The sequence below is a fragment of the Streptomyces sp. NPDC059002 genome (genome assembly GCF_042740435.1).
In the GTDB taxonomy this organism is placed as follows: domain Bacteria; phylum Actinomycetota; class Actinomycetes; order Streptomycetales; family Streptomycetaceae; genus Streptomyces.
Window position 1 is genome coordinate 1 of sequence record NZ_JBHYJI010000074.1, and the last position, 17726, is coordinate 17726.

Genomic DNA, 17726 nt, shown 5'->3' on the forward strand with positions numbered 1-17726 from the left:
GGGCCCCGCGGGGGGGGGCCGCCCCCGCGGGGGGGGGCGGGGCCCCCCGCCGGGCACCGGACCGGACCTGTCCTGCCGCCCCGAAGGGGTGTCCGCTGGGGTGCTGGGGGCCTGCCGGTCCGGAGGGTTGCCCTCCCCCAGACCGGCGAGGCTGGGTGTCAGCTGCGGTGGAGCGTGTGGCGGGCGGTCGGGTCGGCGTCGGCAAGGCCGGTCCGCTCGCGCCATGCCCGGCGGACGGCGGCGCGGAGCGCGTCCCCGTCGTCGTAGGCGAACCGGCCCCGGCGCAGGCTGCGGACGATGTCGCGGAACGTGTCCTGGTGCATCGTGGTGAGCGTGTCGTCCAGCGGGGTCAGCTCGTGCGGGAACATCGCCTGGACCGAGTCGCCCGGCTGCGGGGCACCGAGGGTGAAGTACCAGACCACGGACATGGTGGCCTCGTCCGCGAACTCCGGCCCGCCGAACGGGCCGACGACGACGGCGGGGCGGGTGTCGAGCTGGTGGCCACGGAACCAGGGTCCGGCGATCACGAGCGTCGCGGTGGGGAAGTCCTGGACGGTGGGCTTCTGGTCGGTGGTGAGCATGTCGTATCCCTGTCTGGTGAGAGGTTCCGCCGGGGCCGGTCGGCCCCGGCGGGGGTGTCGGTCGGGGGGTTGCCCTCCCCCTTCCGACACCATTAATTAAACCATGTTCTTGGGTTCGGGTCAACCGGTCACGGCAAATTCGCGGCGGCGCTCGGCGGCGGCCCGGACGGTGCTTGCGATGGCGCGGCCGGTCTCGATGGCCCGTACGGCGGACTCGTGAACCGGGGGCTTCTTGCCGTCGGTGATGATGCCCGCGAGCGGCGGCATGACGGCGGGGCCCGGAGTGATTCCGAGGATGAGCGCGGCGACGTGGGCGGCGGACGCAACTTCCGCTTCGCGCTGCCCGTAAACGGGGGCGTCAAGTTCGCTGATGCGCTGAAGCGCCGCGTTGTAGAGGTGGAGCCGGACGGCATAGTCGCACTCCCCGTCGGCGTCGGGTATGCCGTCGGCCCCGGAGATGGCGGCCCAGACTTCTTCGACGGTGAACCGCGCGGGCGTGGACGGCTCGTAGGCGTCGCCGTCGGTCTGGCTGATGTCGAAAACCGGCCCGGCCTTGAAGCCGGACACCTTGCGCGCCTCACCCCCGGCGGCCTCGTCGGCGGCCTCTCGCTGCCCGCCGTCGGCGACTGCGGTCGTGGCCTCCTGGCCGCCCTCGGGCCGCCGCTTGATCGGCGTCCAGATACGGAGCGAGGTGGAGCCCTTGGCGGGGAAGCGTCCGACCTTCCGCCAGTCGCCGGAGCTGAGTATGTGGGTGGCGTTGGGGTGCTGGGCGGCGACGGCAATGCAGTTGGTGGGGCTGCGGTCGTCGCGGTCCGCGTGGGTGAGGTTCGCGGCCGTGCGCATGACGGCGGTCCAGAAGTCTTCGCTGCTGACCATCGCGCCGTACGCACGATCCATGACGGCTTCGAGTTCACCGCGCATCTTGGCGGAGTAGGCCCGGCGCTCTTCGTCGGTCATCTTCGGCTTACGGGGCATGTCGCGGTCCTCCTGGTGAGAGATGGGCATCCGGGGCCGACTGGCCCTCGGGGTGCCGGTCGGGGGGTTACCCTCCCCCTTCCGGCACCACTAATTAAACCATGTTCTTGGGTGATCGGCAACCTTCTAAATCCAGTACAGCCCTGCTTCGTTGCTCGCGGCGCGGTATGCGGCTATGACCTCGTCCTCTATTCGTGTCCAGCGTTCGAGGACATCGGGGGCGGTCCGCTTGTCGCTGGCCGCACGCGTGGCCCTGCGCCATTCAATGGCGATTTTGAGTGTGCGGAGTTGGGAGCGGGTGAGTTCCCATCGGCCGGAATCCGGGAGTTCATTACCGTAGGCCATCCCAACGGCGTTGTTGATGTGCTCGGTACCGGACCACACGTTGTGTGCGGACTGGAGCGCAAGGGCGCGCTTGAGGGTGCACCGTAGGTGCGGGGCCTGCACGATCCATTGCGGTTCGATCGTGAATACGTCGGCGCTCAACCTGGGCCTTTCTGGGGAGGGCGGCGCGCTGGGCAGCGCGCCGCCACAACGCGCAGGGAATTAGAGGGTGTATCCGTCGACGTATTCGCCGCGCTCCCCCTCGGGGGTTTGGACGTGGGGAAGGAATCGGCTCACCGCGAATACGACGGCGTCGGCGATGATCCGGGGGGCGTCGTTGAGTACGAGACTCACAGCGTCGCCGTCGAGTCCGATACGGACTTCGCCCGGATCAAGATCCATGTAGACAAAGGCGGTTGTGCCGTCGATTCGGGTTCGCGCTCCGGGGAGTCGGGCGGAGAGATCGCGTGCGGCTTCCTCAACGTCCCGGCGCATTTCGGCCTGTGCGCGGTTGTGTTCCTTCACGCGCTCGTGAACGTCACGGTGCGCGGGGATGAGATCGGCGGCGATCCCGGCCGCGATGTCCGCCGGGTCCTCGCTCATGGCGAATCGGACCGTGTCGCGCTCGCCCCTGCGGAACGGGTAGTCGGTGGTGGGGAATGCGCCCCGGATGTGCAGGTGCCCGGGGTCGTCGAACCGCTCGGACAGGTGGAGCTGTCGGCCGTCCAGGTGCGTGAACGTGGCGGCGTGGTCCAGTTCCTGGATGCCGTGGCGCGCGGGCTGCGGTCGCCAGTTCCCGCCGAGTTCGAGGGCGATCGGGTGGGACAGCTCCGCGACGGTGAGAGGCGTGTTCATCGTCCGTCTCCTGGTGAGAGTGGGCGTCGGCGGCCGGTCGGCCCGCCGTTCGCCGGTTGGGGGTTGCCCTCCCCTTCCGACATCACTAATTAAACCACGTTCTAAGGGGTGGCGCAACCCTTCCGTGGGCTCTGACCTGCTCCTTTTCCGCCCTCGTCGACCCGCACCCGCTCGGCCGGGCCCGGCCACAACGGGCCTGGGCGGGGTTCCCTCCTCGGTCGGACAGCTCCGCCGTACCAGGGTTCCGGGCGCGGTGTCCTGGCTCGCGAAGCGACCGCGAAGCGGCCCGGCCTGGACGCCGTGTCCGGGTTCCTGGTACGCCCCTTGGGGTGTCCGGCCGAGGAGGGAACCCCGCCTTCACCACCCGCACCACAACGTTCCCGCACCCGACCGACCAGCCCCCGCCCCCTCCGAGGAGGACCCGCCGGAGGCAGGCTGTTCGCTCTCGCCGACACCCAACGGAGCTGTTCGCCTGTCTATACGCACTTGTTTGGGGGCAGGCACGCATTCCGTGAAGACGATCACGATGTCGTCGCCCCGGTCACGGTGAGTGGTCGACGACTCGCGGCGATCAACAGCAGTCTCTTGCGCAGGAGCGGGAGGCCGGCGCGGCCGAACATGGCTCGCTTGAGGGTCTTGAGGTCGTTGACTCTGCCCTCGACCGGCCCGGAACTCCACTTGGTGCTCAGCCCGTAGACCACAGCATCTTGGTCGGTTTCGAGGCCGGTGGCGAAGGAGCTCAGGCTGCAGGCAGGGTCGGCGCGGGCTGCGGCGATCCAATCTGGGAGCCGGGCGCCGTCACGCTGGTCCATCAAGGTCGCGAACGCGCGGACGTGGGCGGAGGCGGAGGCCAGCTCCGGGGACAGTTCCAGGAGTCTCTTGAGGTACTGGTGATTTTCTTCGTGCAGGTGGTCGGGGTGACTCATGATCCATCGGGTCGCCGTGCGCGGGGACGGCGGCAACGGAGTCGGCGGTCGGCTGCCTTCGCGTAGTGGGACGAGGAAGTGGCAGACGGTGCTGTAACTGCCCTTGAAGCCACGCTCTTTGATCTCGTCGTAGAGCCGGTTTGCCTTGGTGCAGCCTTCGCTCCACCGCTGACAGAGGTAGGGCTTGAAGGGGTCGAGGATGGTGGCGCGGTTCTGCCACTGGTCACGGAAGAGGGACTCAGGCGTGGCGGCCCGCGCGTACTTGGTAACCGTCTTGCGGGTCATCCGCAGCCGACGGGCGATCTCCCGGAGGCTATGTCCATGAGCCAGTTCCGCCTGGACCGCGGCGTGTGTGTCACGGGCCCGGTTGGTGAAACGCCCCTCCGGTACTTTGCGCGGCACCTCGTCCGTCGACTGCCCGGACTGCTGGTTCTGATCGACTTCTTCGGCAGGATCCTTGGCGACGGCATCGCGCAACGCGGCCCGGTGCTGGTTGACCAGGCGCTCGACAGCCTCACCCAGGTTGTGCCAGACATGCCACCGATCAGCACAGTGGGCCGCTTCCGGGGCACCTTCGCGGGCGCCGTCTAATAGCAGGGAGAGCCGTCCCGGCACACGATCTGCACTCCAGGATGCTCGCCGAGCCAGGTGCTGAGCGTCTCGGCGTCTCGACCCTCCCACAGGGTGATCGGGAGCCGGGTGCCGACGTCGACCAACAGGGTGCCGTACCTGCCCGCGTACAGAGCGAAATCGTCCACGCCCAGCACGCGAGGTATGACAGCGGGCGGCAGCGGCACTCTCATCAGGTGAAACAGGACGCTCGTGCGCGACAGCGCCGTGTTCAGGATGCACAGCAGGCGTGCACCACCGCGGCCGGCCAGGAGAATGCCGAGAGTCTCCACCAGGTGCTGCAGCAGCGGAGTGCGGCGTTGGTAGCGCACCGTCAGTCCGTCGACCTGCTCGGCGAAGGTGACCTTCGCGCAGGCCGGGTTCCCGCAGTACAAGCGCCGCACGCTCAAATCGATGCGGACAGGCCGGCCACCGAGAGCAGTATCGTCAAGGTGGCGCAGATAGCGGCTGTGGATCCAGTCGCTCATGACACCACAACCCGTACAGCACGCGGATACAGCGTCGTGGGTGCGGGCCTGGATGGCCACGATGGGGCCCGTGGTGTCCACCGAGACGACGGCCACCGACGTCAAGTGCGGTAACAGATCACACAGTTCGTTGACACACAACGAGAGGATGCCCGCTGACCTGTATCCCGACAGCCAGGACCTCGCCCTGATCTTCGGCTACGAAATTCTTGCCAGGAACGCGGATGGCTGTGCTGATCACCTCGAGTGCGGGAAAGTCGTGGTGGGTGTCCCGGTCACACCGAAGGTGCTGCGATGCCGGTGAGCTCGTTTGCCAGGATGGTGCGGGGGTCAGCCAGGGGACCACGGTTTGTCGCCATGGCGGCCGTTGTGCCGTCCGGGAGCACGCGTGTCAGATTCCGATTCTTCCCATGACTCCCCGGGACATTCGCTGAACAGATCCGCCGAGGTGTTCGGGAGGGTGTCGTGAGTCGGCAGGATGTCAAGGACGAGGTCATTCATCTGCGGTCCGCGGGAGTGGACCTGGGCAAGCGGTTCCTGCTGGCCTGCGTGCGCACCCCCAGCACGCGGCGTGCGGGGACGTGGAGTCTGGAGACCGAGCGGTTCGGCACCACACGAGCGGAACTCCGCCGACTTCTGGCCTGGTTGACGGAGCGCGAGGTCGAGGTGGTGGTCATGGAGGCGACTGCCGACTACTGGCGCGGCGTCTACTACCTGTTGCAGCCCCAGCTGAACCTGATGCTGGTCAACCCCGCCCACCTCAAGGGGATCCGGGGGCGCAAGAGCGATCCAAGCGACGCGGCCTTCCTGGCCCGGGCCGGCGCCTCCGGCATGGTGATGGCTTCCTTCGTCCCCGACCGTGCGGTGCGCGAACTACGCGATCTGACCCGGCGGCGCACCGAACTGGTCCGTGCCGCCGACTGGGAGGCCCAGCGGCTCGAGAAGGAACTGGAGGACACCGGGATCAAGCTCACCTCGGTGCTGACCGATGTGACCGGAGTGAGCGGACGGGCCATCCTGGAGGCCCTGATCGCCGGAGAACGTTCCCCCGAGCACCTGGCCGACCTGGCCGTCGGCAAGGCCCGCGCCAAGATCCCTGCCCTGGCGGAGGCGCTGGACGGCGACTTCACCGACCATCACGCGTTCATGGTCCGCCACTACCTCGACCAGATCGACCGGAGCAGGGCCGTCGTCTCCGCCTTCGACGCACGCATCGCGCAAGCGCTGAGCGGACGAGGCGAGGACCTCGACCTCCTGGACACGATCCCAGGGGTCGGCCGGATGGCCGCGGAAATCATCCTCGCCGAGACCGGCGGCGACATGAGCCAGTTTCCCACCGCCCAGCATCTGGCCTCGTGGATCGGTGTCTGCCCGGGGCAGAACGAGTCCGCGGGCGTGAACAAGTCGGGACGGACCCGGCCGGGCAACGGCAACCTCAAGCGAGTCCTGGGCGTCGCGGCCATGGCCGCGATCAGAAACAAGCGGACCTATCTGTCCACGTACTTCCGGCGCCTCTCCGCCCGCCGGGGAGGCAAACGAGCCATGGTCGCGGTCATGCACAAGCTCGCGATCGCGATCTGGTACGTCCTCCACGACCAGGTCCCCTACCGCGAACTCGGCGTCGACTACTGGGCCCAGCGCAACCCCGAACGCGCCATGCACCGCATGGTGAAGGAGGCCAACAGCCTCGGACTCATGATCCGGTTCGAACCCACCACTGCTGCCTGACCAGCACACTTGCTGAGTCTTTCGTGTCAGGAACACGAGTTTACGCGGACACCTGGTCGGCTGACGTGACCACCATGGGTGTCACGTCCGGCGCCTCCATCCCCGAGGTCCTGGTCGACGAGGTTCTTCAGTGGGGCTTCGATGTGGCCACACACGAAAGCCAGCACTTCGCGCTCCCCCGCGAGCTCACCTCACTTGAGACTCCACGGAGTCCGTACCCGGGGCGAGGTGAGGCGCGGTTCACCAGCCGCGTGCGCGCCACTCCGGCAGGTGCGGGCGCTCGGCGCCCAGCGTCGTGTCGCCGCCGTGCCCGGGGTAGACCCACGTCTCGTCCGGCAGCGTCCCGAAGATCTTCGTCTCCACGTCCTCGATGAGGCTCGCGAACTTCTCCGGGTCCTTCCAGGTGTTGCCGACTCCTCCGGGGAAGAGGCAGTCGCCGGTGAAGACGTGCGGGTGACCGTGCGGGTCGTCGTAGACGAGCGCGATCGAACCGGGGGTGTGGCCCACCAGGTGGCGGGCGGTGAGCGTGATCCGGCCGAACTCGATCGTGTCCCCGTCGTCGACCGCCACGTCCGTCGGCACCGGGATGCCCTCGACGTCCTCGCGCCCGGCGTACGTGCGCGCGCCCGTCGCCGCGACGACCTCCGCGAGGCCCTGCCAGTGGTCGCCGTGCTGGTGGGTGGTGACGACGGCCGTGATGCCGTCGCCCCCGATGAGGTTCAGCAGCGTCCGCGGCTCGTTCGCCGCGTCGATCAGGAGCTGCTCGTCCGTGGCCCGACAGCGCAGCACGTAGGCGTTGTTGTCCATCGACCCGACCGCGACCTTGACCACAGTCAGATCCGCCAGTTCACGCACAGCCGCCGGGCCGCCGACCGTGACTGCTCCCCTGCCGTAGAGGTCCTCAGGCATGGCGCGGAGTGACCTCGCCCATCGCGCCCCAGCCGTGCATGTCCGGGATCTCGGTGGAGACAATCTGCGGGGTCGTGGCCACCGCGTACGACATGTCGTCCATGGCAGTCCTGAAGTGCGCGGACTCCACGTGCTCCCGGCCCGCGTCGCCATCGCGGAACGCCTCGACGAGCACGAACTCGTGCGGGTTCTCTACACTGCGCGACCACTCGAAGAAGAGGTTGCCGGGCTCCTGCCGGGTGGCCTGGGTGAAGCCGTCCACGAGATCGAGCCAGCCCTCGCTGCGCTCGGGACGGACGGTGAACTTGACGGTGATGAAGATCATGTAACTGCCTTTCGATACATGGGAGTTGAAGGGGGAGAGGTCAAGCGAGGCGACGGGCTCGGCGGCAGGTGTGACAGGTCATGCGGCGGGCCGGGGCGGGTGGTGTGGCCCGCCCCATCCCCGCGACACGGTGCGGCAGGTGCTCCACTGCCGTCACGTGCTCCCCGCACAGCGCTGCTCCGCAGTCCTGGCAGATCGCGACCGAGGCGGCTCGGTGGCCCTGCTCGGAGCAGTCGAAGCACTCCATCAGGCGACCGGAGCGCTCTGTCGCAGGAGCTTGAGGAACTCGCGGAACAACGGGCCGTTCTCCGACCAGTCGCGCACGCCGACAAGGTTCCCGTCGACGACGGGAGCGTCGTCGACGAAGGTGCCGCCGCCGAGTTCGACCTCCGGAGCGACCTGCGGGAACGTGGTCGTCGTACGCCCCTTGAGGACACCGAGCGGTGCCAGCGCTATGGCGGCGTGGCAGGTATGGGCCACGGGCTTGTCTGAGGCGAAGAATGCCTTGACGACGCGCTGGAAGTCGGCGTCGTGGCGGAGGTGTTCGGGCGCGCGGCCGCCGGGGAGATACAGACCGGCGTAGTCGTCCGGGTCGACGTCGGCGAAGGCGATGTCAGCGGGCCAGGACTTGCCCGGGAACTCGGTGTACGTGCCCTGGTAGGTGCCGTCGAAGTCATGAGAGACGAACTTCAGCTTCTTCACGACCGGGGCGGCGATGGTGACCTGATAGCCCTCTTCGCTGAGGCGCTGCAGGCCGTAGAACAGCTCGAGGTCCTCGGTGGCGTCACCGGCGAGGATGAGGATCTTCGGGGTGGGCATAGGGGGTCACTTTCCTTGGGTTTCGGAGGTTCCGAGCCCTGATACGGGGCCGGTTCAAACGCGGGCTGGTGTCAGGCGCCGGGCGTCCCGCAGGAGACGGCGGCCTGGCGCGGGTCGGCCTGGCCCCCTGCCTTCTGGGCGTACTCGGCCTCGTAGTCGACCATTGCGTCCATCAGCGGCGCCCACTCGGAGGTGGGGTCGTAGTGCAGGCCGAGCCACTGGTCGACCAGGGCGAGGGCGTGGTGGAGGCTGACGCTCATCTGTCCCAGGGTCATGACCTGGGCGTTGTTGAGGAGGACTGAGCCCTCGACCTGGTAGGCGTCGTTGACGGTGACGGCGCGGATGCCGGGGACCAGGCCCGCGCTGATGGCCATGCCGAGCCCGGTGCCGCAGATCAGCAGAGCGCGGTCGGCCTCGCCGTCGGCGACGATCTCGGCGGCGTCCACGGCGATGTGCGGGTAGCCGGTGTTGGTGTCCTTGGTGACGCCGACGTCCTGGACGGACGCAACCCGGGGGTCGTTCAGCAGGAATTCCTTGATGGCTTCCTTGTAGTCGAACCCTCGGAAGTCGCTTCCGATAACAATGCGCAGCTGGTCGCTCATGATTTTCCCTTCACTGAATTAGATGACAAATCTTTGTCCTCGCCGACTTTTCCTGTTCCGGCCCGGCGATGACTCCACTGTGCGGGAAGGGCGTCATGATGGACAAGCTCGTAGGCGTGCCTCCTTTTCCCCTCGGTGGCCGAAGACCAGGTTTCCCAATTCATGGGTTTCACGCTCCTAGGTCTCCCAGTACCACCTTCAATGCGCGGCATAATCGGCACCATGGATCGTCGATCAGAGTTGCGTGAGTTCTTGCGGACGCGGCGTGCGCGGGTACGCCCGCAGGACGTGGGCCTGCAGGAGCATGGAGGCCGTCGCAGGGTTCCCGGTCTGCGCCGAGAGGAGCTGGCCCACCTGGCCGGTGTGAGCGTGGACTATTACGTACGTCTGGAGCAGGGACGCGGCGGCAAGGTATCGGCCGAAATTCTGGACGCCATCGCTCAGGCACTGCAACTGGGTGAGACCGAGCGACAGCACTTGCACTCTCTGGTACACCCGGGCCACACCCTGCACCCGGCACATCCGCCTACCGGCGAGCAACAGGTCCGCCCCGGCCTGCAGCGCATCTTGGACACCTTGGAGAACGCGCCCGCCTACGTGGTGGGTCGCCGTCTCCAGATCCTCGCCTGGAACGACCTGGCCCGCATTCTCATCGCGGATTTCCCGATCCTGTCGGAAGAGGACCGAAATCTGGCGCGTCTCACGTTTCTCGACGAAACGGCACGGCAGCGCTACGTCAACTGGCAGAAGAAGGCCGACGACACCGTTGCCTTCCTGCGGGTGGACGCGGGGCGACACCCGGGCGACACGGTCCTGACGGAGCTCATCTCCGAACTCTCCACCGCAAGTGAGGATTTCCGGCGCATGTGGGCCGACCACACCGTCCGAGACGAAACCCATGGCGACAAGCCGCTCTACCACCCGCTCGTCGGCCCACTTGACCTGTCCTTCGAAACGTTCCGCATCCCTGACGACCCCGACCAGGCCCTGACCGTCTACGTCGCTGAATCAGGGTCCTCTGCCGCTCGCGGCCTGCGCGAGCTGGCCGCACGAGCGAAAACCGAGGGGAGAGAGTAGGGGGTGGGAGTGACGGGCCGTGCTGAGGGTTCGCACCGGCCACCACCGAAAGTACGCTCCGGCCGCGCAGACAGGCGCCCGCACGGCCGGGAGGAGCGGGGTGCCCCTACTTCTTGACGGTGACGATCTTCGCCTCTGACGGCACGCCGTTGTCGCTGACCACCACCAGCATGTAGTCACCGGGCGGCGCCACCGCCGGGTTCTTCGGCACGGCGACCTTCACCAGATGGTGGTTGGCCGAATCGGCCGCCGGCGCGCCTCCCGTCGTCTGCAACCAGACATAGCGCTGACTCATGTTGTTGCCGTGTGTCATGGCGCCCAGCCGGATGAGCGCCACCCGGATCTTGTCGTGGGTCGTGTGGCCCGTGTAGTTCAGGTTGACGCTCTGCCCGTACTTCATGACCTGAGGAGCGCCCTGGAGGGCCGGACGTGGCCCTCGGAACAGGTACGGGGGGTAGTACCGCTCAGCATCCGTGTGGGAGAGGAAGTACTTGTACTGCCCCTTGTAGGGGCCGTCCTTGTAGACGTCCAGGTTGAAGCCCCCGGTGCTGCCGGCCTTCAGCACCGTGCCGTCCGGCTGGAGCAGGGCGGTGGAGTGGTAGCGCCGGTCGGTGGCCGCCCTCGCCGCCCAGGTGAAGTACTTGGTCTCCGGGTCGTAGATCTCGGACTGGTAGATGGGCTCCCAGTTCTTGTGCGGCGCCCAGTTCAAGTTGCCCCAGCCCTTGGGCGTGCCGCCGCTGATCAGGACCTTGCCGTCGGCGAGCAGCGTCGCATCGCAGAGTACCCGCGGGCTGTTCATCGGCACGCTCGTGTGCTGCCAGCCCTGCTGTTCCTTCAGGCCCTTGGCGGTGTCGACCTCGAAGACCTCCGCGGTCGCGGTCGCGTCGCCGTCCTCGTCCAGCTCGCGGTGCTTGTCGTTGTTCTCCTGCTGACCTCCGACGGCGAGGATGCTCAGCTTTGACTGCGCGCCCCTCTCGTTGGCATGGAAGGGCAGCAGGACTGAGGACCCGTAGTGGGGATAGGTGCGCGAGCCCTTGGTGGCCATGGTGTACATGGCCTCCGCCCGCGCCACCGGCTTGCTCTTGTTCCTCGTGTCGAGGGTGGTCAGCCAGCCTCGGTTGGATTCGACGATGGCGAGATAGGCATCTGCGTCCCCCTTGGGCAATACGTACACGCCGGGGTAGGTGGAGAGCTGCTTGCGGCGCTCCATGTCGTCCAGGTCCCGGTCCGGGATCTGGTCGATGTCGACCAGGAACGCGTCCTCGTCGAAGGGTTCGAGCTTGTTGGTCGCCGGGTCGAAGACGTCGTACTGGTTGTTGATCGAGCTGAAGTAGCCGTACTTCCCCTTGCCGCCCTCGGTGATGTGGTCGTTGTGGTCGCCCAGGAGCACGGACTGGCTGCCGGTGGAGATCAGCACACGGCCGTCCGGCAAGTTGGTGACCGTCGGATACCAGCGGGCCAGCTTCATCCCGCCGACCTTCGTCCATGGCTCGTCGGTCTTGGCCGGGTCGTAGATGTAGACGCCGTACGCCTCTTTGGTCAGGTGCCCTTCGCCGGCATTGTGGCCAATGTGCCCGCCGGCGACCAGCATCCGGCCGTCGGGCAGGGCGCATCCGGCCGAGCAGAAGATGTTCGGGCGCTTGCCGTCCTTGTCCGGAGTCAGGTCCCGCTTGCGGGTCTTGAGGGTCTCGACGTCCAGCGCCGCCGCCTCCGAGTCGCCCAGGCCGAACAGGTCCCACTGCCACTGGCCCTTGTGGGTCGGGTGCGGAAGCGGTTTGCCGTTCTTGTCCTTGAGCCTGGGCAGGGACCACATGGCGACCTCAGTGTGATCTCCCTGACGCAGTTGTACGGCGTGGATGGCGACGATGTCGAGGTCGAGCTTGGCGTTGTTGGGTCCGGCCTTACGCCACTCGCCGAGCGACGGCTCGACATAGGCGTCGACCTTTACCTGCCCGTCGGGCGTGGTGACGAGCAGGGTGTCGGCGGGCTCCATGGGGTCGCCCGCTCGCAGCGGCGTAACCCAGACGTCGAGCTCCGCGCCGGGCGGCACCGTCAACGATCGGGAAGCGCCCGATCTGCCTGCGCGCTCACCGGTGGAGGAGACGACCGTGCGTCCCGTCGTGCTGGTCACCGTCACCCGGGTCGACGCCGTACGGTGCTGGGGAGCACGCAGCCGCAGCGGCACTGCCTCCCCCTTGCCCTCGCCGTCGAGTCGCATGCTCACCCACGGTCGGGGCGTGCTGCGCGGCTCTCCCGCCGAGGAGATGTCCACGACGCCCACGTCGTGCCCATCGGCGATCGCTCGACCTGTCCGCTGCGCAGCGAAGCCAGTGCCGCCGCCCATGCCCATGAGGGCACCGCCGGCGGCGACGGCAGCCGCACCGCCCAGCACGGCGCGCCGGTCGGGGTGGTCGTGACCGTCCCTGATCCGGGACTGTGCCATAGCAAGACTCCTTCGTTCCTATGGGTTTTCGCCATTCAGGTGCTAATTCATCTTTCGCACAGCTGCATATGGCAATGACCCCAACACGCCAGGAACTTGGAGAGTTGGCTCGCGAGCGCTCTAACGCCGGTCGGAACATCGCGCTATCAGTCAAGGGAGAATGCTGAAATGACACCTCCGGCTATCCCAGGAATTACGTGTCCGGAGATAGCACTGGTCCGGTGAAAATCCTGCTGCCCTCCGGCTCTTCCCGGTCTGCCGACTCGGAGCACGTCATGAGCCTGCCGCCAGAAACCCACAGAGGAACAGGCGGCAGCGGTTCGGCCGCCGGGCCCCGCAGCACCTTCCCCGTCATCACGTCGAAGTGGCTTCCGTGGCACGGGCAGACCCCCACCTGGCGTTCGACCTTGTCCAGGGTGCATCCGGCATGGGTGCACACCGCTTGGTACGCGCGGTAGTCCCCCTCGGCCGACCGGGACACCACCACGCGCTGCTTCCGGTAGATCTTGCCTCCACCCACCGGTACGGCGTCAGCAGGACCCAAGTCCACTGGCCCCGGAGCATCTCCGTTGTCGAACGGTGCACCGATACAGGGGGGAGCCACGGCTAGGAGAGAGGTCCCCAACACACTCACGGTTGCCCCGCGCAGCAAAATACGCCGGGAGAACTCATCGCTGGTATTCATGCCTCCCACCCTAGGCGCATATCTCCATTTTTCCCGGGAGCACATGGGAATCCGCCAGTGCATAGTTCACCATATGGCGACGAGCACGTGACCGCACCCAGAGCCCTCTCCTCTGCAAACCTGCGCACGAAGCAAGAGGATTCACACCTCCCCTCTCGTAGGGGAATTGGCAGCCACAGGATGGAATTCTTGGGTACGCCAGAAATATCTGGCAAGAAGCTGCAAGGAGAAGCCCAGGCACGCCCCCGTCGCGCTGCGTACGCAACCTGTGCAGCCCGGCGGTCGCGACGGCTACCCGCGGAGGAGAGTTCCATCCATGTCCTGGACATGGCCCTGGGAAGGGGCTCCAGCTCAACGCCCCGGGAGTTGAGAGAGCGTCAGCTATAGGCAGGACGGTCCAAGACAAAGCACCCATCGCTTGCGGCCGACCGTGCACCGAGACCTCCCGGGCACTTTCGCCGAATGCCGTAGTAATCGTTATGGACGGGGCACACACCGACGTGCCTCCACGGATCCGCCGCACCGTTACGGCTAGAAGGATGGGGACGGTGGGCTTCACGACAGCCCCGCCCCGACCTCGAGGAGTCATCCCTATGCGTGCCCTTTACGGCTTGACCGTCACAGCGTTCACCGTTCTCACCGTGATGGCCTGCCCATGCCCAAGCCGCGGAGCCTGGCACGCCGGCCTCAGCCGCCGTCTCGTGCGGCCGCGACCTGGCGGGCTGGATCAACCCAGAAGGCGCCACGACGTACGACGCGTCCTTCACACCCCCCACCACGGCCGGCGCGGTGGGCGCGGCACAGAAGGCAACCATCGAGTTCACGCACGACAACGTCACAGTGAAGTCCGACCAACCCGCCGCGCCGGCAACCGGGACCAGTCCATACCGCTTCTCCAACGGTCCCGGCACCGATTACCACATCAACTGGTCTCGGGAGCCTGGCGCCTTCTCCAAGTTGTCGGCGCCGCGTTGCGCCTCCGGCAGCGACTCCGTGCAGACCGCCACGTACACGTACAGCGTCACGGAGCAGCCGAACGGCGGCTGCGTCACCGTCGGCCGGGAGGTGCACTGCGGTGTGGCCGAGGCCAAGACGGAAGTGACAGCGGCGGCAGTCCGCAAGTAGCCACGCCACATGGGAGCCGGGCGGGATCGGCCTGGGGTCCGTCCCGCAGCCCTGTGCTCCTCCGTCCGAGTAGACGGAGGAGCACAGGGCTCACGTGTGAAGAGCCGGCCCTGCACCCTTACGAGCCGAGGGGTACACAGATGGACTGGATTTGGATCCTCTGCTCAGCGGACCCGTTATTGCGCAGACGGATCCGCCAGCGGTTCGTATCGTCCTTGGCGTAGCTGTCAAAGACTTCGATTGTCGCGCCGAGGTTCGGCCGGTACGAGCCACCGGAGGAAATCCCGTATCCGGACGGGCACTCGGGGCCATCCAGGGTTGTCGCACCGCCGCCTGACGGCACGGTGTACTCGGCGCTCCACGTGTACCGAAGCGGCCCGGCAGGCCCTCGGTCGCCCTTGTCGCCCTTGTCACCCTTTGGTCCTGCGGCTCCGGCAGGACCACGCGCACCGGTATCCCCCTTCTCGCCTTTCTCACCCTTAGGGCCACTTCCCTCAGACATTACCGTGGCACCCGGTCTCCCCCGCTCACCTCTGTCACCCTTCTCGCCTTTCTCGCCCCTGTCTCCCTTGTCACCCTTCTCCCCCTTAGGGCCGCGGTCCCCCTTCAGCCCTGTGAGCCCTCCGATGGAGATCGGGTTGCAAAAGGGAACAAAGCCGTTATTCTTGAGATGGCGAGCGCTCATCCAGCCCGTGCGATTGGCCAGCCGATACCAGATGTAATTCCCGCCCACTTTCTGCCCTCGCACCTTGCAGGCGAGCTGGACGCGGGCGCGGTACGGATAGCTGCCCAGCGACGCGGATGCCTTGGTGGGCGCAGTGCGAATGTACTGCCAAGTCCTGGCAGTCACCATCCCTGGAACGGGGCGGCCCGAAGCTTCGAGCGCCTCGGCGGCCCCCGTCCCGCAGAGCGTCAGAGCCAGACTAACTGCCGCGACACCCAATTTGGGCGAGGTGGTTCCCATTAAGCATTCCACTCTTTCTCTCTGGGATCGATGGAGGGCTCACAAGATAGAGAACCTTGAGAATGGAGGCGAGGAAGAATGAGAGAGTTATTGAGGCGGAACTGTTGAGTTGCCTTCCTCGTTGGTGGGGTGTGGCTGGCTCTGGGGATCTGCGGCGGGTGGCACCGGCGGGGCGGGAAGTGGTGCGGTTGCGGGTGGTGGCTGCGTTGGAGTCCGGTGCGGTGGGTTCGTACCGGCAGGCGGCGGAGGTGTTCCAGGTCGCGGAGCGGTCGGTGGGCAGCTGGTGGCGTGCCTACCAGGCCGGAGGGCGTGAGGCGCTGGCCGTGAAGCGGACTCGTCGCCCCGGACCGCACGAGCTGATCGGCGAGGAGGAGCGGGCGGTGCTGTTCCAGGCGATGGCCGACTACACGCCCGAACAGCTGTTGATCGGCGGCCCGTTGTGGACGCGGCCGCTGGTGGCGGAGCTGGTGCGGATGGTTACTGGGATGGTGATGACCGAGCGCGGGGTGGGCAAGTGGCTGCGCCGGCACGGCTTCTCTCCCCAGCGGCCCGACCGCCGCTCCTACCGCCAGGACCAGGCGAAGGTGACGGCCTGGCTGCGGGACGAGTACCCCGCGATCGCGGCCGGGGCCAAGGCGGAGAACGCGGTGGTGGCCTGGGCGGACCAGTGCGGACTGCGCTCCGACACCGCTCCGCCGGGACGTTCTTGGGCTCCGAAGGGCCAGACTCCCATCGTGCGGGTCAATGGGCATCGCTTCCGGGTGAACATCATGTCCGCGATCGGCTCGCGCGGCACCCTGTACTTCACCGTGTTCACCGAGAAGTTCACCGAGAAGGTGTTCACCGCCTTCCTGGACCGGCTCGCCCGCCAGGCCGGACGCAAGGTCCACGTGATCGCCGACCGGCACCCCGTCCACCGCAGCAAGGCCGTCCGGGCCTGGCTCGCCGTCCGCTTCGAACCCATCCCCGCCTGAGCAGGCAACGTCACGTCATTTTTGTGTCAGACCCGCAACACGCCATTCGCTTCCGCGACACCCCAGCGGGGAGCAGGTACTTTTTCGACATCACCCTCGACGGCTGGAATGCACCACTTACGCCCGTAAGTTGGAATTTAGAGCAACTTGCAAAGCCGAGAGGGCACGCAGGCGCAGATGAACCACTCAAGCACGACAGGGGCATGTCATGAATCGACTGCATCGCATTCTGGCGACAGCTATTCTCGTTGCAGGGATCTTGGGTTCAGCGACTGGAGTTTCAGAAGCAGGGCCGTCCCGTAATGACGGCGACGACATGTGCCCCAAGGGGTCTGTTCACCTAAGGTCCTTTTCAACCAGGGAGCCTCGTTTCAGGCTCTATGAATGGGTTGACTATCGTGGCGAATTCATCGGGATGGTGCCCTCGGCGCTCGGCTTCCCGCTCTACTATCCCGCGTGCGCACCTCTAGACGACACTATGCTCATCAACAGTTTCGCCCAGCGTCGCGCGTCGATGGATCCAGATGAGAGTAATCCTCGCCCAGCATGGGCACTCAAGAGGACAGGGAAGGCAGGAAGCCTTAGGCTCAAGCACTTCTATCGGATCGACCTATCGCGGTCACGCCTTCTCAAGGAATCCGCGCTCCGGAAGCGAGGTGGGGTACTTTACCTCGACGGTAACGATGCCGACTGGAGCAAGGGGGGCGGACCTAAGGATCATTGGAAGTTCATCGAGAACGCAGAGCCCACCCCGTACCCGCCCAAGAAAGAGGAGGAGAAGAAGAAGGTTATTTGCCGTAAGGGGGAAATTCCGGTTTCTACAGGAACCCAAAAATACAGGTGGATGGGGGGTGGGGCCAATGCCGGAATGTTCCCATACGGCGGCGAGTACAAGGCAGATGAGTGCGTGAAAAGCAAGGATGATGTCATCATGCGCGACGACTTCATCGAGAAGCCTTACGCTGGAGGAGGGTACTGGTGGAGACTCTCCGCATCTCCCCTCGGCGGCGCGAAGGATATGACCTTCTATCGAATTGAAACGCCGACGGATTTGCCGAAGGGCACGGGGAGGTACAACTTTTACGTCAGGAAGGATCAGGTCTATTTCGGGAAAAGAGGAGGCGGGCCTCAAGACGAGTGGAGGACAACGCAGTTGAGCTGATGACCGTACTCACACTGGCCGGGGGTTAGCGAGCGGGCGATCTGGGCCACGAAGCCGACAGGCCCCTGCCCACGCTCTGTTCTGCAGTACACGGTTCATGCGGGCCCCAGACTGCGGGCGCGCCCTGCTGCCGCACCCGGTATCCACGGACGGGA

18 protein-coding genes and 1 pseudogene are annotated in these 17726 nt (G+C 66.5%); 6 read left to right on the forward strand and 13 right to left on the reverse strand.

What is annotated here, in order from left to right; all coding sequences use genetic code 11:
* Nucleotides 1-158 precede the first annotated feature (158 nt).
* The 6 genes from ACFWZ2_RS38435 to ACFWZ2_RS38460 all read right to left on the reverse strand — a co-directional run bounded on the left by ACFWZ2_RS38435 (nucleotide 159) and on the right by ACFWZ2_RS38460 (nucleotide 4758).
* The gene (locus tag ACFWZ2_RS38435; protein ID WP_384553921.1) at nucleotides 159-581 is read right to left on the reverse strand and encodes a DUF6409 family protein; all 423 of its coding nucleotides are present in this window, start codon (nucleotides 579-581) and stop codon (nucleotides 159-161) included.
* Nucleotides 582-701: 120 nt separating this feature from the next.
* On the reverse strand, nucleotides 702-1556 hold the full coding sequence (locus ACFWZ2_RS38440; RefSeq protein ID WP_384553923.1) for a hypothetical protein: 855 nt from the start codon (nucleotides 1554-1556) through the stop codon (nucleotides 702-704).
* A 126-nt stretch (nucleotides 1557-1682) separates the two neighbouring features.
* Nucleotides 1683-2042 carry a hypothetical protein gene (locus ACFWZ2_RS38445; protein WP_384553925.1) on the reverse strand — a complete coding sequence of 120 codons (360 nt, stop codon included), beginning with the start codon at nucleotides 2040-2042 and terminating at the stop codon, nucleotides 1683-1685.
* A gap of 60 nt (nucleotides 2043-2102) precedes the next feature.
* Nucleotides 2103-2735 (reverse strand): hypothetical protein, encoded by a 633-nt coding sequence (locus ACFWZ2_RS38450; RefSeq protein WP_384553927.1) that lies wholly within the window; start codon nucleotides 2733-2735, stop codon nucleotides 2103-2105.
* A gap of 521 nt (nucleotides 2736-3256) precedes the next feature.
* Nucleotides 3257-4276, reverse strand: a complete 1020-nt coding sequence (locus tag ACFWZ2_RS38455; RefSeq protein WP_384553929.1) for a transposase — start codon at nucleotides 4274-4276, stop codon at nucleotides 3257-3259.
* Nucleotides 4249-4758, reverse strand: coding sequence for a hypothetical protein (locus ACFWZ2_RS38460; protein WP_384553931.1), 510 nt, complete (start codon nucleotides 4756-4758; stop codon nucleotides 4249-4251). The genes ACFWZ2_RS38455 and ACFWZ2_RS38460 overlap by 28 nt, the downstream gene beginning before the upstream one ends.
* A gap of 465 nt (nucleotides 4759-5223) precedes the next feature.
* Between ACFWZ2_RS38460 and ACFWZ2_RS38465 the strand changes: the two genes are divergently transcribed.
* Together ACFWZ2_RS38465 and ACFWZ2_RS38470 are read left to right on the forward strand one after the other, a co-directional pair.
* Nucleotides 5224-6486: an IS110 family transposase gene (locus ACFWZ2_RS38465; RefSeq protein ID WP_384553933.1), complete on the forward strand. Its 1263-nt coding sequence runs from the start codon at nucleotides 5224-5226 to the stop codon at nucleotides 6484-6486.
* A gap of 47 nt (nucleotides 6487-6533) precedes the next feature.
* Nucleotides 6534-6674 (forward strand): annotated as a pseudogene (locus tag ACFWZ2_RS38470) (4-hydroxy-3-methylbut-2-enyl diphosphate reductase); the annotation flags it as partial.
* A gap of 52 nt (nucleotides 6675-6726) precedes the next feature.
* Here the strand turns inward: ACFWZ2_RS38470 and ACFWZ2_RS38475 are convergent.
* The 5 genes from ACFWZ2_RS38475 to ACFWZ2_RS38495 form a co-directional block, all read right to left on the reverse strand.
* The gene (locus tag ACFWZ2_RS38475; protein WP_384553935.1) at nucleotides 6727-7395 is read right to left on the reverse strand and encodes an MBL fold metallo-hydrolase; all 669 of its coding nucleotides are present in this window, start codon (nucleotides 7393-7395) and stop codon (nucleotides 6727-6729) included.
* Nucleotides 7388-7720: a putative quinol monooxygenase gene (locus ACFWZ2_RS38480; protein WP_384553937.1), complete on the reverse strand. Its 333-nt coding sequence runs from the start codon at nucleotides 7718-7720 to the stop codon at nucleotides 7388-7390. Before ACFWZ2_RS38480 ends, ACFWZ2_RS38475 begins: the two co-directional genes overlap by 8 nt.
* 40 nt (nucleotides 7721-7760) lie before the next feature.
* The gene (locus tag ACFWZ2_RS38485) at nucleotides 7761-7967 is read right to left on the reverse strand and encodes a DUF2180 family protein (protein WP_384553939.1); all 207 of its coding nucleotides are present in this window, start codon (nucleotides 7965-7967) and stop codon (nucleotides 7761-7763) included.
* The gene (locus ACFWZ2_RS38490; protein ID WP_384553941.1) at nucleotides 7967-8539 is read right to left on the reverse strand and encodes a DJ-1/PfpI family protein; all 573 of its coding nucleotides are present in this window, start codon (nucleotides 8537-8539) and stop codon (nucleotides 7967-7969) included. The genes ACFWZ2_RS38485 and ACFWZ2_RS38490 overlap by 1 nt, the downstream gene beginning before the upstream one ends.
* Nucleotides 8540-8610: 71 nt before the next feature.
* Nucleotides 8611-9141 carry an RpiB/LacA/LacB family sugar-phosphate isomerase gene (locus ACFWZ2_RS38495; RefSeq protein ID WP_384553943.1) on the reverse strand — a complete coding sequence of 177 codons (531 nt, stop codon included), beginning with the start codon at nucleotides 9139-9141 and terminating at the stop codon, nucleotides 8611-8613.
* A 222-nt stretch (nucleotides 9142-9363) separates the two neighbouring features.
* Here ACFWZ2_RS38495 and ACFWZ2_RS38500 point away from each other — a divergent pair, with 222 nt between their 5' ends.
* Nucleotides 9364-10218, forward strand: a complete 855-nt coding sequence (locus ACFWZ2_RS38500; RefSeq protein ID WP_384553945.1) for a helix-turn-helix transcriptional regulator — start codon at nucleotides 9364-9366, stop codon at nucleotides 10216-10218.
* A gap of 106 nt (nucleotides 10219-10324) precedes the next feature.
* Here ACFWZ2_RS38500 and ACFWZ2_RS38505 read toward each other — a convergent pair whose 3' ends face one another.
* Nucleotides 10325-12661 (reverse strand): galactose oxidase-like domain-containing protein, encoded by a 2337-nt coding sequence (locus tag ACFWZ2_RS38505; RefSeq protein ID WP_384553947.1) that lies wholly within the window; start codon nucleotides 12659-12661, stop codon nucleotides 10325-10327.
* Nucleotides 12662-12854: 193 nt separating this feature from the next.
* Nucleotides 12855-13409, reverse strand: coding sequence for a ubiquinol-cytochrome c reductase iron-sulfur subunit (locus ACFWZ2_RS38510; RefSeq protein WP_384553949.1), 555 nt, complete (start codon nucleotides 13407-13409; stop codon nucleotides 12855-12857).
* A 726-nt stretch (nucleotides 13410-14135) separates the two neighbouring features.
* Here ACFWZ2_RS38510 and ACFWZ2_RS38515 point away from each other — a divergent pair.
* From ACFWZ2_RS38515 to ACFWZ2_RS38525, 3 genes are all read left to right on the forward strand, one after another.
* Nucleotides 14136-14471: a hypothetical protein gene (locus tag ACFWZ2_RS38515; protein ID WP_384553951.1), complete on the forward strand. Its 336-nt coding sequence runs from the start codon at nucleotides 14136-14138 to the stop codon at nucleotides 14469-14471.
* Nucleotides 14472-15632: 1161 nt separating this feature from the next.
* Nucleotides 15633-16409 (forward strand): IS630 family transposase, encoded by a 777-nt coding sequence (locus ACFWZ2_RS38520; RefSeq protein ID WP_384553953.1) that lies wholly within the window; start codon nucleotides 15633-15635, stop codon nucleotides 16407-16409.
* A gap of 208 nt (nucleotides 16410-16617) precedes the next feature.
* On the forward strand, nucleotides 16618-17571 hold the full coding sequence (locus ACFWZ2_RS38525) for a hypothetical protein (RefSeq protein WP_384553955.1): 954 nt from the start codon (nucleotides 16618-16620) through the stop codon (nucleotides 17569-17571).
* The last annotated feature ends 155 nt before the right edge of the window (nucleotides 17572-17726 follow it).

Coding starts and splice junctions, on each gene's coding strand:
- ACFWZ2_RS38510 (WP_384553949.1), bottom strand. CDS start 13,409: ATGCACTGGCGGATTCCCATGTGCTCCCGGGAAAAATGGAGATATGCG.
- ACFWZ2_RS38435 (WP_384553921.1), bottom strand. CDS start 581: ATGCTCACCACCGACCAGAAGCCCACCGTCCAGGACTTCCCCACCGCG.
- ACFWZ2_RS38475 (WP_384553935.1), bottom strand. CDS start 7,395: ATGCCTGAGGACCTCTACGGCAGGGGAGCAGTCACGGTCGGCGGCCCG.
- ACFWZ2_RS38440 (WP_384553923.1), bottom strand. CDS start 1,556: ATGCCCCGTAAGCCGAAGATGACCGACGAAGAGCGCCGGGCCTACTCC.
- ACFWZ2_RS38505 (WP_384553947.1), bottom strand. CDS start 12,661: ATGGCACAGTCCCGGATCAGGGACGGTCACGACCACCCCGACCGGCGC.
- ACFWZ2_RS38490 (WP_384553941.1), bottom strand. CDS start 8,539: ATGCCCACCCCGAAGATCCTCATCCTCGCCGGTGACGCCACCGAGGAC.
- ACFWZ2_RS38495 (WP_384553943.1), bottom strand. CDS start 9,141: ATGAGCGACCAGCTGCGCATTGTTATCGGAAGCGACTTCCGAGGGTTC.
- ACFWZ2_RS38450 (WP_384553927.1), bottom strand. CDS start 2,735: ATGAACACGCCTCTCACCGTCGCGGAGCTGTCCCACCCGATCGCCCTC.
- ACFWZ2_RS38525 (WP_384553955.1), top strand. CDS start 16,618: ATGAATCGACTGCATCGCATTCTGGCGACAGCTATTCTCGTTGCAGGG.
- ACFWZ2_RS38480 (WP_384553937.1), bottom strand. CDS start 7,720: ATGATCTTCATCACCGTCAAGTTCACCGTCCGTCCCGAGCGCAGCGAG.
- ACFWZ2_RS38500 (WP_384553945.1), top strand. CDS start 9,364: ATGGATCGTCGATCAGAGTTGCGTGAGTTCTTGCGGACGCGGCGTGCG.
- ACFWZ2_RS38485 (WP_384553939.1), bottom strand. CDS start 7,967: ATGGAGTGCTTCGACTGCTCCGAGCAGGGCCACCGAGCCGCCTCGGTC.
- ACFWZ2_RS38460 (WP_384553931.1), bottom strand. CDS start 4,758: ATGAGCGACTGGATCCACAGCCGCTATCTGCGCCACCTTGACGATACT.